This window comes from Halobaculum sp. EA56 (genome assembly GCF_051195075.1).
Classification (GTDB): Archaea; Halobacteriota; Halobacteria; order Halobacteriales; family Haloferacaceae; genus Halobaculum.
Map to the genome: position 1 here is coordinate 84,268 of NZ_JBNTJX010000012.1, position 15,279 is coordinate 99,546.

Below are 15,279 nucleotides of genomic sequence, written 5' to 3' on the forward strand. Positions count from 1 at the left end.
GTTCGAACCGAACACGAGCGTGGTGATCCGTGCGCGATACCGGACTTGTCGGCCGATGGTCGCGTCGTGACTGGCTCAGCGTCGCGGTCATCGCGGCGACGACCGCGTTCCTCGTCGGGACAGCGTTGTTGCTCCTGTCGGCGGGGGCGTACACGTCGACGCTCGAGGGCGGACTCGCAACGACGGCTGTCGCCGAGTATTCGGACGGATCTGTCGCCTTCGGCTCGGAGGATCCCGACCGGATCGTCGTTCAGACTGCCGTCGTCGACGCGGACGGCGAGCAGGCGCGGCTGATCGGAGTCCCAGCGACCGCGCCGACGGTCGTACCCGGCGCCTCGGTCGCGTGGAAACCCGCTCGGCTTCCACAACCGACGACTGAGACGGCCGTCGGGCCGGTCGCTTACCGGCACACGGTCGAATTTGTCGGAAGTTCGGGGACCGTGACCCGAGACGTTCGTCCCTACGATAACGAGTCCGTGTTCCCGACTCGGTGGTATGCCGCCCGTCCCGACGCACTCGAAGCAGTCGGCGTCGGGGGCGCGTTCGTCATTTATCCGAACGCGACGGACACGCCGACCGACCTGGAGGAGGGCGTCCCGCTGATCGGGACGATCCCGTTCATCGTGCTCGGCATCCGTGATGTCCTGTCGATCCTCTCGTTCGCAGGTGTTGCCGGCGCAGTCGTCGTCGTCGTTGTCGTCTACAGCGTCACCCGCATGAGCGTCCGCGACCGCCGCACGACGATCCGAGTGCTACGCTCGACCGGGGCCGACCCGGTCCGCGTCGGCGGGCTCATCACCGCGCGTGCAGTCGCCATCACTGGAACCGGCATCGGACTCGGGGTTGCGGCAGGGATCGCTGCTCCATCCGGGCTCGTCACTGCGGCACAACTCGCGGGGCTGCCGGTGACGCTGCCGACCGGGCTGACCCTCGAGAAACTCCGCATGACCGGCTTCATCACCAGTGTTCTCCTGCTTGGCGGGGGCCTCGCAGGTGTCGCCGCTGCGGTGCCGTCCATCAGAGCGCCGCCGGCGAAGCTCGCTACCGAGGTCGGTCACCGACCGGGTCCGTCGCGTAGCGATCCCGAACGAACCACTCGAAGCGACGGCGGCCAATCCACCAATGGACCCACAACTCTCCGAGGGGTGCTCCGGCCGACACTCCTTGGTTGGCGGACCGCCGTTCCGACCGCCGCGACGCTCGCCGTGTTCATCCTGATCGTCCTCCTCGTCGGCGGCCTCGTCGGGACGCTGACCCCGCTTACCGGGGAGGCGACCGGGACGATCACGGAGCAAGGTTCTGCGCACCCGCTCAACAGCCGGATGGACGCTGACTACGCTCGTGTGCTTCGCTCGCAAGGTATCGCGGCAAGCCCGGAGGTAATCTCGGCACAAGTAACCGACGGAACTCCGTACCTCGCCCGCGGCGCGAACTACACCGCCTTCGAGGAGGTCACGGGGGCACGCCTCATCGAGGGACGAGCCCCCGAGGAGCCGGACGAGGCGGTGATCGGAGACGGCTTGGCGCGGACGCTCGGCGTGCAGGTCGGGGACTCGATGACGCTCGGCGGAAGTGTGTCGCCGCACCTCGACCGAGTCACGATCGTCGGTCGGTACCAGGCACCCGGGATCGTCGACGACCAGTTGATCGTCTCCCGAGAGACTGTCGCCCCGGCTGCCACGGGGAACGCCGACCGTGTCCATCTCATTCGAACGGAAGCCGCCGCGGCCGACATCCTCGGTGGTGATGCGACCGACGAGCCTCAGTTGGTCATCACGCGTGTTCGAACACCCGACGCCGTGCTCACTGATGAACCGGCGACGATCGCGGTCTCCGTTCGCAATTTCGGGGGTCGGGCCGGCACACGTACCGTCGAGGTCGTGGCCGGCGACCAGGTGTTCGCTCGAACGGTCGAACTGGACGCGGGGACCACCGAGACCGTCAGGGTAAATGTGACGTGGAATCAGTCGGGTTCGTATCCGGTCACAGTCGGTCCGTTCGAGTCGACAGTTCGGGTCGTTCGGGCGGGTGAGTTGACATTGCCGCCCGAGTTTCCGACGCGTGCTCCCCCCGGGTCTACCCTGCTGATCCCGGCGGTGACGACTGACGGGACACGCCTCGACAACGCGACCGTTCGGTTCGGGGAGTTCACCGCGCCGACGAACGCCGAGGGGATCGCGACACTTCCCGTTCCAGATAACTCCGGCATGTACCCGGTCGTCATCGAGTCGCCACGCCACGGCGAGTTCCGTACGTCCGTGAACGTGACACCGAACGCCACACGAGACTTGCGAGCACGCATCCGGATCGACCCCGAAACCGGGTCGCCGGTCACCCGGCCGAATATTTCGGTCGTCGTGGGGAACCCGTGGGGAACAACGCTCGTCCGGAACCTGACACTCGTGATGCCGACCGGAACCGAGGAACGGACGGTCCGGGTGCCGCCGGGGAACATCTCCCGCGTCCGGGTCGAGCCCGGTGCTGCCGGGCTCGACGGCGAGGTAACGCCCGGTACGTACACGTTCAGGCTCCTCGTCGAGGGCGACCTCGTCGCGACAGCTCGCTACGAGGTCGTCGGTTCGGCGGTCTCGGTCAGCGGGAGCACACTCCCTGCAGCGGATGCGGAATACGAGGGTGGAAGCGGGCTCGGAACCGTCATCATGCGGGTGTTCGGCAACGTTCAGGTGCTGTTCGCTGGGATGGTGCTGCTTGCTGGGGTGAGCACCGTTAGCGGAACCGTCGCGGCGTTCGCGCGGGCGGTACAGTCGCGACGGCGCACGATCGGCGTCTACCGGGCGACCGGGATGACGCGCCGACAGCTCCTCAGCCTCCTGATCGGCGATGCGATCCGGCTCGCGGTTCCCGCGGTCGCGACAGCGTTGTTCGCTGCGAGCGTGACCGCGTTCGTCGCCGCACGATTCGATCTGTTCGTGGCGTTCGGCGTCCGTATCGACCTCCCGTTCCTCAGTTGGCCTGTCGCAGTCGCTGTCATCGGTAGCGTCCTTCTTGCGATCGGAAGCGTCTGTCTCGCGGCGTTTCCGTATCTCGCCGCGCCACCAGCGAGGTTGCTGACCCGAGACGAATGAGCTGACGCGTTCGCGCCTCGATCGGCCCCGTAACGACTCATTACTCCTCCCTCAACAACAACCAATATTCTTATAGTATCAGCAAAATTATAAATGTGGGTGGAACGATTTGTCGTTCATATCCGTCCTCATACACGAAATGTTTCGGTTCGTAGCAGGAGTGCCGGTCCGGACATCGATCGGTGCTTAGTCATCTGTATCCACCGAAACGAGGGTCGTGAACCGTTCTGTTCGTATGGAGTAGGAACTACCTTCGGTTGCATATGATTTGTTTATAAACTCTCGCAATCATATCTGATATATGTAAGTATCAGCCTTCCCGAATTTTTAAGAGAGGTGAATATGATTAATTGAGTGATGAACATCCCACGTGGGCTCCGGCGTGGAATCGTGGTCGTTATTACACTCCTAACAGTCCTGTCTCCCGCCGTTACTCCCGTCTCAGCTGCGCTTGCGGACGGAGCTGGCGATGCACAAGGGGAGGCAGCGATAGATACTGTCGATACCCCCGCGGATGTGTCTGGCAGTGCACCTATACGAACAGATATTAATTCCTCTGTAGAGGGTGTTCAACAACTTTCCGACAATGTCTCCGTTTGGCAGCGTTCTCCCTTAGCACTAAATATCGAAGAGCGGTTCTACAACGGCGACTTCAACGACCCAGTACAGGTGTATGTAGAGAACCCTACTGTGACGTTTGTTCTTCCCGGATCAGGATCGACACAATACGATAAGCCGACCGTCCCGCTGTTCAAAAAAGGAAAAACAGTGACTGCTTCGCTGTCTTCGTCTAATGCCAACTCGGATCTGAGTCTTGACGGACAAGACGTTCAGTATGCGGCCGTCTATCTCGAGGAGAACACTTCCCTCCCGAGCGGCCCCTCAGATATCGTTCCGCTGCTGACCGGGGAGGAAAACACCTCTGCGCGTATCATCGAAGAAGAACCCGAATTCTCCACCTCTGATACTATCGACTTCGTCCCACAGCGGTCGGGACGGTACGTCATCGTTGCTGTCGCTAAAGAGAACAATAGTGATCCTGGCCTAACCGGTCCGACCGACTCGCTTGGTGAGCTTGATATCCAAGGAAACGTTACTGTCGTCGGAATCGACTTCGCGCCTGTCCGCGAGGGTGACGAGCAGGCAACTATCTCAGCAGAGCCCGCGGGAACGGGCGCAAACGTCACATTCACTGCCAACACGAACAGCACGTTCGGCGACAAGCAGGTGAGCCATACCGTCCTGTTGGTCGAGGAATCAAAGCTGTCGAGTCAAACTGAAAAACTGGTCATCGAAAACGGTTCCTTAGGAGAAGTAAGAAGCACGATTGCTGATACGACGGGTACTACCAGAATCGAAGAGAACGCGAAGGTATTCGGAGTCCCACCCGGGAAGGTTCAATTTAGTGGAAGTACGGACATCGCCTCGCTGCTCAAGCAGGCAGTCGGCTCCAATAGTACCACGCAGATCGAGAATAATACGGTCAACGCATCCGTGACGAGCGTTGTCGCTGGTCCCGATACTACGATCGACGTTGGGACGTTACAAGAGTGGGAGAGCAAGGAGTACGTCTATCTTTATTTAGCGACGGAGCAGAATGGGACGACAACCGTAGCTAAGCGTGGAACGGTCGACCTCAAACAGGGCGTTCCGCTTAATGTGACCGCCAACCGTTCCGAGCTGCTCGCCGGTGGGGACGTCCGGTTCAACGTCACCCGCGGTGACACGGGCGAGGCCACGAACGCCTCGCTCACGATCGCTGGACCGAACGGTACTCGGACCGTCGACACCGGAAGTGACGGCACAGTGGTCGTGAACTTCGCCGAGCCCGGCGATGTATCGGTTACGGCCTCGAAAGCGGGAACCGACTCCATCGACTTCCTCGACGATTCGGTCGACATCACGGTCCAGCGGCCGGGTGAGGCGGTCGTGCAGAACTTCACCGTCTCGCCGACGACCGTCGAGGTCGGCGAGAACGTGACTGTCGAGGCGTTCGTCGAGAACATCGGTGTGACCGAGGACTCCGTTGTGGTGAACCTGGTCGTCAACGGGACGCCGATCGCCGAGGAGTCCGTCACCTTAGCGGGCGAGGAATCCAGGACAGTCACGTTCACGACGTCCTTCGACACCCTGGGCAACAAGTCGGTCGGGGTGAACGACCTGCCCACACAGACGGTCCAAGTGGTTCCGGAGCTGGTCGAGTTGAACCTGGACGCTGAGCCGACGCGGCTTCGGCAGAATCAGACGGTCGACTTCACCGTCACCCGGAACGACACCGGGAACGGAACCGCCGCGACGGTCGTGCTCACCGCGGACGGTGAAGAGATCAAGACCGTCGAGACCGGATCGGACGGAACGGTCTCCACGCCTGTCAACACGACCGGGACGGTCGTCGCGACGGCAACGAAGGAGATCGAGAACGGCACGCAGTTCCAGTCCGACAGCGTCGAGCTGACGGTGCTGGAACCCGCCCAGATCGAGTTCTCGAACTTCTCGATCTCCGCGACGAACGTGACGAGGCGGACCCCGGTGACGGTCACCGTGACCGTGACGAACGTCGGGGAGACGGACGACACGTTCACCGTGCCGCTGCAGGTGAACGGGACCACGATCGAAGAGCGGAGCGTCACGTTGACCGCCGGCGAGTCGCAGGACCTCTCGTTCACGTTCACGCCGTCCCGGAACGGAACGGGCGATGTCGAAGTGCCGGTCGTGCTCGGTACGTTCGAGGAGACAGTGGCGGTCAACGCCGTTCCGACGAACATCTCGATCGAGGAGGTCTCGCTCAGCGACTCCACGATCGATGTCAACGGCGGCGTCACCGTCACGGTGCGCCTGAACAACACCGGCAGCGCCGGACTGTTCGATCTGAACCTCACCGAGAACGGCACGCTCGTCGACTCGACGACCGTGCTGGTCCCGCAGTTCGGGAACCAGACGGTGACGTTCAGCCGGCTGTACGACACGGCGGGAACCCGGATCCTGGCTGTGAACGGGATCAACAGGACGCTGACGGTTCGGAGTATTGACGAGCGTCCGCCGGCCGTGACGCTCCGTGAGCCCGGTGAGGGTCGGGTGGCGTACGGTCGGAGCCTCCGGTTCGGCGTCGATGACACGTCCGGGATCGCCGAAGTGAACTACACGATCCGCAATACAGTCACCGGACAGGTCGTCTCGCAGACTGCGACCTTGGACAACGGGACGTTCACTATCGACACGACTGGTCTCGACGAGGGCCCGATCGAGGTGACGGTGAACGCGACCGATAACTCCTCGCAGGCCAACGTGGCGACGAAGACGCTGAACTTCGATCTCGTTTCCACGCCCCGCTTCCGTTCGGTCGCACCGACCGGACAGACGGGAGAGACGGTGACCATCAACGTCACCTTCGCCGACGACCGCGTCGGTGCGAACGAGACTGGAATCAACGCGTCGGCCACTAGCCTGTTCGTGAACGGCGAGTCGGTGTCGCTCGCGAACGCGAACGTCAACAACGAGACGCAGCTGCTGATCTCGCTCAGCGACGGCCCCGGCAGCCCGCTCGTGAGCGGCGTGAACAACGTCCGCGTGGTCATCGAGGACAACGCGGGTCACGAACAGGTGCGGCGCTTCAGCTTCCGTCGCGACGTCTCGCCGCCGCAGGTCGCCGTGGCGGCCCAGTCTGGGAGCGTCTCGGTCAATCAGCCCGGGCGGTTCTTCCTCACCTCGAACGACCGTAACCTCGACGAGACCACCTTCACCGTGACCAACGCGTCCGGCGACGTGGTGTTCGAGCGGTCGCTCAGCACGGTCGCACAGCGGACGAGCGGGATCATCCGTCAGACCTGGGTGCCCGTGAACGACTCCGGTGTCCCGCTCCCGGACGGCGAGTACAAGATTACGGTGACCGCCAACGACACCCTCGGTAACTCCGCCAGCGCGAGCACGAACGTCACCGTCGACAACTCCGCTCCCCCGATCGAGATCGGCAACATCACCGACGGAACGGAGACGATCAACGGCAGCGACGACGTGGTGCTTCGCACGAACGGCTCGGTCGACGTGACCGCGGTCACCGAAGGTGACGCCCAGATCGTCTTCGTCGGAACCAACCTTCGCGGAACCGGCTTCGACATCCAGTTGCCGGCCAGCGAAACGAGCGACGGAGTGTACCAGCGGACTCTCCCGCTGGGACGGCTCCCTAACGGGAACTACTCCGCGACAGCCACGGTCGTGGGCGCGAACGGACTGACGAACGAGACGAGCAGTAACGCGACAATTATCGTGGACACGCGTGCGCCCGACGTGGCGGCGACGCTGACGGTCAACCCTGACGACGCCACCGAATTGTTCGTCAATATCACCAGCTCCGAGCCGCTCGCTGAGGTTTCCACGGTAGAGGTTACCCGGCCGAACGGGACCGTCGAGACGGTCGATCTCACATCGAACGCTGACAACACGGAGTTCAACGGGACGTTGCAGACCGGCTCGCGGGAGAACGCGTCCGGTTCCTACAGCCTGCAGGTGCGCGGGGTCGACCGCGCGGGCAACGCCGACACGAGCACCGGGAGCGCGACCGTTGAGTTCCAAGGCACCGGCGCTGACCAGCGCCTAACCGTGGTTAACGCGGACAGCGGTGTCTTCCTCGATATCAACACTACCCGTGAACTCGACGACACGTTCGTCGTGATCAGCTCCGGCAACGTCTCTGCGGCCGCGCTCAGCCGTGGAACGGTGAGTGCCGGACTGCTGAACGCAGAGACCGGACTCGACCTCACGAACTCCGAGATCGAGAACGTGACGATCGGCATTCCGACTGACAGTGTCGACCTGCCCGGACCGCCGGGACAGGCGAACATCACGTTCCTCGATCCGAACGGAACGGCCGTCCCACAGGACACGAGGATCGAAACCCGCACTATCAACGGGACGACCAACCAGTACTTCGTTACCCAGCGGACGGAGCTCTCGCGGTTCACCGTCACCACGTCCGACGACACGGCTCCGACGGTGACCATCATCGAGCCGACCGGAAATACGGTCGTGAACACGACCACGCCGCCCGTCACCGCGACGCTGAACGACTCCGCGACCGGCGTCAACGCGAGCGCGATTACGGTCACGCTGGACGGGGACGACGTCACGGACTCGGCCTCCCTCAGTGAGACTAACGGCAACGTCACCGTCGAGCTCGACACGTCCGACCTCTCGTCCGATCTCGACGCGGGCGACCACACCCTCACGGTGACCGGCTCCGACGAGGCCGGCAACCAGGCGAGCGATACGGTCACGTTCACTGTCGAGGAGACCGCCCCGACTGTGGACATCACCGAGCCGAGCGACGGACAGTCCTTCGCGCCCGGCACGTCGTCGGTGATCGTGAACGCGACGTTCTCGGACGACGGTACCGGCGTCGACACGGACAACATCACGGTGGAGTTCGACGGGACCGACGTCACCTCCGCGACGACGATCTCCGACGGCGAACTGACGCTCAACACCACCGGACTGGACACGCCGTCGGAGCACACGGTGAACATCACGGTGGTCGACAACGCCAGCAACGCCGCCACCGAGCGGGTGAACTTCTCGGTGACTGAGGACACCGAACCGCCGAGCGTCGAGTTCACCACGGTTCAGGAGGACGACGTGCTGTCGAACACGACATCGACGGTCGACATCGGGGTGAACGTGACTGACGCTGGGCTCGGTGTCTCCGCGGACAACGTCACGGTCAGCTTCGACGGGCTTGACGTGACCGGCGAGGTCGACACCACCGACCCGTCCGACATCGTCTACACGGCTGACGGGCTCGCGCCGGGCACTGACCACACGCTGACCGTGACCGCCACGGACGACGCCGGCCGGACCACGACCGAGCAGGTGAACTTCTCGGTGGCGCCCGACACCTCGGCACCCGAACTCACCGTGATGGCGGCTGACCGGACGCTGGAGGACGGAACGACTACCCGCCTGCCCAGCGGCACGACCGAGTTCAACGTGACCGTCGAGTACGAGGATCTCGCCTCCGGTGTGGACACGAGCACACTCGTGATCGAGTTCGACGGCACTGCCCTCAGTAGCTCGGGCGACGCGACGCTGCTGGCAGCGAACGGGACGCAGGCGACGTTCCGCGTCTCCGGGCTGGCGAACGGGACGAGCCACACGATCGGCGTGGCCGTCCGAGACAACGCCGGGAACCTTCGCGAGTCGCTCTCGACGGTCGAGATCGCCGAGCCGTCGTCGCTGAGCCTGTCCGACCTCAAGGTGGACAGCTCGACAGTCCAAACGGGTCAGACGGTGACCTACACCGCGACGGTGACGAACGTGGGAGCGACAACCGACTCCGGTACGTTCCAGCCCTCGCTCGACGGGACCGCCTTCGGAACCGCCAGCGACGTGACGTTGGTGCCGGGTGAGAGCACCACTGTCACGTTCACGCGGACGTTCAACTCCGCCGGAACGTTCACCGCGACGCTCAACGGGATCTCCTTCCCGTCGGTGACGGTGAACGCACCGGCACAGTTGAGCATCGTCGACAGACGGATCAACAGGACGTCCGTCCAGACCGGACAGTCCGTGCAGATCTCGGTCGACGTCCGCAACGCCGGCGGCACCGCCGGCTCACAGACCGTCAGCGTCACGCAGGGCTCCCAGACGATCGCGAGCCGGAGCGTCCGCGTCAACGCGGGGTCGACCCGCACCGTGACGTTCACTACGTCGTTCAACTCCGCCGGTGACTACACGATCCGCGTCAACGGCGTGCGAGTGGACACGATTACCGTCACCCAGCCGAGCACCGGCGGCGGCGGTGGCGGTGGCGGTGGCGGTGGTGGCGGCGGTGGCGGAGAGGGTCCCCCCAGCGTCGAGACCAAGATCACGCAAACCGACACCGGTGCGACGATCACGATTGAGTCGGCCCGCAACGGGCAGACGTTCACTGTCGACCTCGGAACAACGACAACGTCCGACGGGATCGGCCTGACCGGCATCGAAGTCGAGGTCTTCGAGACTACTGATGGGTTCCGGATCGAGACGACACGTCCGCAGACGGAACCGCCCAGCGGGACACCCGCAGTCGATGAAGCGACTGACAACGCACGGGCCATTAGCTACTTCACGGTATCGCCGCGCGGGCAGAACGTCCCGGAGGTCCAGCAGGTGAACTACACGTTCACCGTGGGCCAATCCGAGCTACCGGAGGGCACCTCGCCGGAGAACGTCGTGCTCCTGCGCTTCAGTGACGGCTCGTGGACGACGCTCGAGACGACTCACCTCGGCGGTGACCGGTACGTCGCCCAGTCGCCCGGATTCTCCGCGTACGCCATCGGTGTGCAGACTGCGGAGGCTGAGGGACCGCAGTTCAGCGTCGACGAGACCTCGATCGCGACGACTGAACTCGATGTCGGCGAAGAGACCACCGTCGATGCGACGATCACCAACGACGGCGACCAAAGCGGCACGTTCACCGCCGAGCTCACGGTCGACGGTGAGGTCATCGAGACCCGGGAGGTGACGCTCGACGCGGGCGAGTCGGAGACCGTGGAGTTCACTGTCTCCTTCGACGAGCCCGGGACGTACGACGTCGCCGTCTCCGGGACGGACGTGGCATCGGTCGTCGTCAGCGCACAGCAGACAACGACCGCCCCGCCGACGACCGCCACGACGCAGCCCCCGGAGGAGCCCGGACGGACTCCGCTGCTGTTCGGAGTCGTGCTGGTGTTGCTGATGATCGCGCTCGCCGCGTTCGCGGTCTATCGCGCACGGCAGATCGAGTGACTGCCGTTCCGGCAGCAACGCCGGGTCCACGTCCGCTTTCGGTGTAGGTGTCGTGTGGCAGCTCCGGACCGAATTCCGGCGTCTTGACATCCTCCCCGGTCTGGGGAGCGGGAGTTCTTCTCAATTTCCCGCAGATCCGCACTCGGAACACCGTTGGCTCGCGTCTGCAGGACTCACTTCTGCAACTCCTTCCACCTCGATATCTGATCAGGAGTCGGGATGTCAACCCATGACTGCCCGAGCGTTCGACAGCCACTCTCGAATAAAACGTTCACTCAGAAATCATTTACCACAGATATTTTTGAATCAAACTCGATATTTTGAAAAACGCGTTTATTCCTACAGCGCTCTTCCGAGGCAGCTGTGAATACGTCCGAGGGTCGTGTTCGAATCGGAGATTTGCTACTGATAACAGTGGTACCGACGGTGCTGTTGTTGGTCTACGCACTTCCGACCGACCGGAAGCGAGCGCTCGCGCTCCAGTACACCGAGCCGACGTTCGCGACCGCGTACGCCTCACACTTCGTCCATTTCCATCCTGAGCACCTGCTGGCCAACCTGATCGGGTTCGTACTCGTCGCGTCAGTCGGGTACCTGTGCGCGTCGCTGGCGGGGTCCACTCCCCGGTTCCGGATCGGCTTCGTCACGACACTTCTCGCGTTACCGTTCGTCCTCTCGGTACTGAACGTCCTTTTGGTCCGTCCGCGAATCGGATACGGGTTCTCGGGGTTGCTCGCGGGCCTGTTCGGGTTACTATGCCGTGAGTGGTTCGCGTATCTCCGTGCGGGAATCCGGTTCGACCTGTCGCGGTGGTGGGGAAGCGTCGTGATATTCGCCGAGTTGTTCCTGATCGGTACGGTGCTCACGATACGAACGCGACCGGCGTGGGTAGGCGCGGTCGCCGCCGGACTGTGTCTGAGCACGTACGGCTACCAACTCGGCAGGGAATTCGTCGGCATCACTCGAGTCTGGACGGCGTGGATCCGCAAGCCCGGGTACGCCGAACTCGGTCTCTTCGGGGGGATCCTCCTGTTGGCGTTTCCGGGATTGATGTTCCCGCCTGTGATCGTCGGTGACGGACTGATCGTGAACCTGTATCTCCACTTCCTCGGCTTCGCGCTCATGGCTATCGCCGCGCATCTGCTCCCACATATCGATCGATCCACGCGGCCGATCGCCTCCTGCGGTAATGAAGACTCCTCGGTACCCGGCCGATCGCAGTCCGGCGAGGAACGGCCAGGTCAGCCGGTCGATATGGCCGGTCGACCCGACTGCCGCTCCCGCCCGGTGATCGAGCCCGAACGTGCCTCGAAACGCTTGTATGCCTCCGTGCCGGGATCGATAGACACCAATGACGAGCCAACGACGTGCACGCTTCATCCGTGCACAGTTGGCGTGGATGTGCGGGGCAGTTCTCGTTCTCGTGTTACTCGACTCGCTGGAGTACGAACTCGTGTTCGTCGTGTCGTTGATCGGCTTTCTGGTCGTCACCGAGTTGACCGCGCCGTTCGCCGTGACGCCCGCGTGGCGACGACGGATTAAGTGGCTGATCGGTGTCGGACTGCTGGTGTTCGGCTATATCGTCATCAGACGGATCCTCGCGATCCTGCCGCCGGGGGTGATCTGAGATGCGACCGTGGCCGGACCGGTGGGGGTACCCACACGCGTTGGCGGTCGGGCTCTTGCTCGTGGTCGTAGCCGGCGTCCTCTACGCAGGCGTGACGTCCGCGGCTGCCTTCGGGACGACCAATCCGGCCTGGGACGGCGCATCCGAACTCCCCGCAGTCGCCGCGGACGCCGGAACCGAGGCAACAGTCGTGACGAACGTCTCGGCCTACCGGACGGCCGACCCGAACGGAAGCCTGGCGGTGGTGCTCTCGCCGACCGACCCGTACACCGCCGACGAGGCGGACACGGTCGAGACGTTCGTCCGCCGGGGCGGGACGCTGCTCGTCGCCGAGGACGTGGAGCCGAACGGGAACCGCCTTCTCGATGCGATCGGTGCATCGACACGGGTCGACGGCCGGCCGCTCCGCGACGAACAAGAATACTACCGGTCGCCGGCGTTCCCGGTCGCGTCGGACGTGGCGGCGCATCCGCTGACGACCGGCGTCGACCAGGTCACGCTCAACCACGGGTCCGCGGTCGTGCCGGCGCCCACGACGAACGCGACGACGGTCGCGGCGACGAACGCGACGCCCGTGGTCAACAGTTCCGAGTTCTCCTACCTGGACGCGGATCGAGACGGGGAACTGGACAACAACGAAACGCTTCGCCAGCGTCCCGTCGTCACGGTGGAGCCGCTCGGGGGAGGACGGGTGATCGTCGTCTCCGACCCCAGCGTCTTCATCAATGCGATGCTCGACCGCCCGGGGAACAGACAGCTCGCGAGAACCGTCTTCGCGGCCCACGAACGCGTTCTGCTCGATTACTCCCACGCTGCCGGCCAGCCGCCGCTCGCGGCGCTTCTGCGGACGCTGCGTCAGTCGTCGACGCTGACCGCGGCCGTCGCGTTCCTCGCACTCCTCGCGATCGGGGCCTGGGTCAGGCTGCCCGCGGTGCGCCCGTCCCGGACTCTAGCCGGTCGCGACCCGTCGGCCGGAGACTCGGATAGAGCGGCCGATCCCGACACGGTCATCGCGGCGCTGCAACGACGGCACCCGGGGTGGGACCCTCGCCGGCTCCGTCGCGTAATGAGAGGGGTTTTATCCAGCGACGACGACATGACCGAGGATGAGTAATTCGGACGCCGACCCGGCGGCAGTGTACGAGGCGATCCGAGCGGAGGCGGGGCGTGTCCTCATCGGTAACGAGGACGTCATCGAGGGGATCACGATCTCGTTGCTGACGAGGGGGCACGTCCTCTTGGAGGGGGTTCCGGGCGTCGCGAAGACGACGATCGCGAACCTCATCGCCCGGACGACCGGGCTGGAGTTCTCCCGGATCCAGATGACGCCGGATCTGCTTCCCGCGGACATCACCGGGTCGCGCATCTACCGTGAGAACGTCGGCTCGTTCGAACTGAACAAGGGTCCGGTGTTCGCGAACTTGGTCGTCGCCGACGAGATCAACCGGGCGACGCCGAAGACGCAGTCGGCCCTGCTCGAGGCGATGCAGGAACGCACCGTCACGATCGAGGGCGAGACGCTTCCGCTGCCGGAGCCGTTCATGGTGATCGCGACGCAGAACCCGATCGAAATGGAGGGCGTGTTCGAGCTTCCGGAGGCGCAGCGCGACCGGTTCCAGTTCAAACTGCGCGTCGAGCTGCCCGACCGGGAGGACGAGCGGGAACTGCTGGACCGCTTCGATCGCGACCCGGAACTCGGCCCCGACCAGACCACACAGGTCGTCACGCAGGAGGACATCCGTGTCGCCCGCGAGCGCGTCCGCGAGGTGTACGTCGCCGAGTCCATCCGTGAGTACGTGCTCGATATCGTCTCGCGAACACGGGCGTCCGCGGACATTGAGCACGGGGGATCACCGCGGGCGACCCTCGCGTTCCTCGACGGCGCGAAGGCCAGAGCGGCCATCCACGGGCGCGAGTACGTCATTCCCGACGACGTGAAGGCGCTGGCGGAGCCGATCTTGATCCACCGACTCGTGCTCTCGACGGAGGCGGAACTGGGACAGGAGACGAGTTCGGCGATCATCGAACGGATCCTCGAATCAGTCGACACGCCGAGCACGTCGATCGCTCCCGAGCCCGCCGAAACCGATTGATCGGTACTCGACATTAAATCCCTTCCACCGAAATGATGATAAAAGTCTAAATTCGATTACCGTAATTAAATTTACATATAACGGGTACGTAGGGAGGTTTATGGGAGCTGGGAGCACGGTCACGGGGAGAGTAGTCGAGGGTATCGCAGCCAAGGAGGGAACGGAGCCGGAGCAGCTCGAACTCACGGTGCACGAGTATCTCGACGCGGAAGCGCTCGAACAGTTGGTCGACCACGGTAGGGCGGAGTGGGAGCTACACACCAGAATCGGCGGACACGATATCCGCGTATACGACGACGGAACGGTCGTCGTCGACGGGAAGCCGACGACGGAAAGTCCAAGGTAGGGATCCGACACCTCGGCCTACTGTGGGTCTACGTTCTCGCATGCTCGCTGGAAAATATCACGGTCGGAGGCCATCGTCGACGAGAATTGTTATCAAACATAGTAACCGAAACGGTGAGTATATATACACGTCCTATCGGTTTGAGAACGAGGCCCATACGGCAGTGGCGGCAAGCTGGTCACCCCACTCTCAGCTCCCACAGCTGTCACCTGCTACTGGGCCTCATTAGAAATCCCATGTCAGGGGCACCGAGACACAGTATTTCGCGTGATTGACATCCCCCCGCGCTAACGCGCGAGGATTCCTTCGTGGGACAGCACGCCGTTCGTGCGTCCCCGAAGGCACCCTGACCGAGACCATCGGGGTCTC

6 protein-coding genes are annotated in these 15,279 nt (G+C 63.6%); all 6 read left to right on the forward strand.

Annotated elements, in window-relative coordinates:
- Nucleotides 1-29: 29 nt before the first annotated feature.
- Nucleotides 30-3,086 (forward strand): FtsX-like permease family protein, encoded by a 3,057-nt coding sequence (locus ACQUQ1_RS16990; RefSeq protein ID WP_435065491.1) that lies wholly within the window; start codon nt 30-32, stop codon nt 3,084-3,086.
- 1,659 nt (nt 3,087-4,745) lie between these two features.
- On the forward strand, nt 4,746-10,844 hold the full coding sequence (locus tag ACQUQ1_RS16995) for a CARDB domain-containing protein (protein WP_435065492.1): 6,099 nt from the start codon (nt 4,746-4,748) through the stop codon (nt 10,842-10,844).
- 1,351 nt (nt 10,845-12,195) lie between these two features.
- A complete protein-coding gene (locus ACQUQ1_RS17000) occupies nt 12,196-12,471 on the forward strand; it encodes a hypothetical protein (protein ID WP_435065493.1) in 276 nt (91 codons plus the stop codon).
- A 1-nt stretch (nt 12,472) separates the two neighbouring features.
- Nucleotides 12,473-13,585, forward strand: coding sequence for a DUF4350 domain-containing protein (locus ACQUQ1_RS17005; protein ID WP_435065494.1), 1,113 nt, complete (start codon nt 12,473-12,475; stop codon nt 13,583-13,585).
- The gene (locus ACQUQ1_RS17010; protein ID WP_435065495.1) at nt 13,578-14,564 is read left to right on the forward strand and encodes an AAA family ATPase; all 987 of its coding nucleotides are present in this window, start codon (nt 13,578-13,580) and stop codon (nt 14,562-14,564) included. The genes ACQUQ1_RS17005 and ACQUQ1_RS17010 overlap by 8 nt, the downstream gene beginning before the upstream one ends.
- A gap of 100 nt (nt 14,565-14,664) precedes the next feature.
- Entirely contained in the window at nt 14,665-14,910 is a 246-nt protein-coding gene (locus ACQUQ1_RS17015; protein ID WP_435065496.1) for a HalOD1 output domain-containing protein, read from the forward strand.
- Nucleotides 14,911-15,279: the final 369 nt, after the last annotated feature.

What these genes read in the sequence shown, in the direction of transcription:
- ACQUQ1_RS17000 (WP_435065493.1), top strand. Translation starts at nt 12,196, where the DNA reads ATGACGAGCCAACGACGTGCACGCTTCATCCGTGCACAGTTGGCGTGG.
- ACQUQ1_RS17005 (WP_435065494.1), top strand. Translation starts at nt 12,473, where the DNA reads ATGCGACCGTGGCCGGACCGGTGGGGGTACCCACACGCGTTGGCGGTC.
- ACQUQ1_RS17010 (WP_435065495.1), top strand. Translation starts at nt 13,578, where the DNA reads ATGAGTAATTCGGACGCCGACCCGGCGGCAGTGTACGAGGCGATCCGA.
- ACQUQ1_RS17015 (WP_435065496.1), top strand. Translation starts at nt 14,665, where the DNA reads ATGGGAGCTGGGAGCACGGTCACGGGGAGAGTAGTCGAGGGTATCGCA.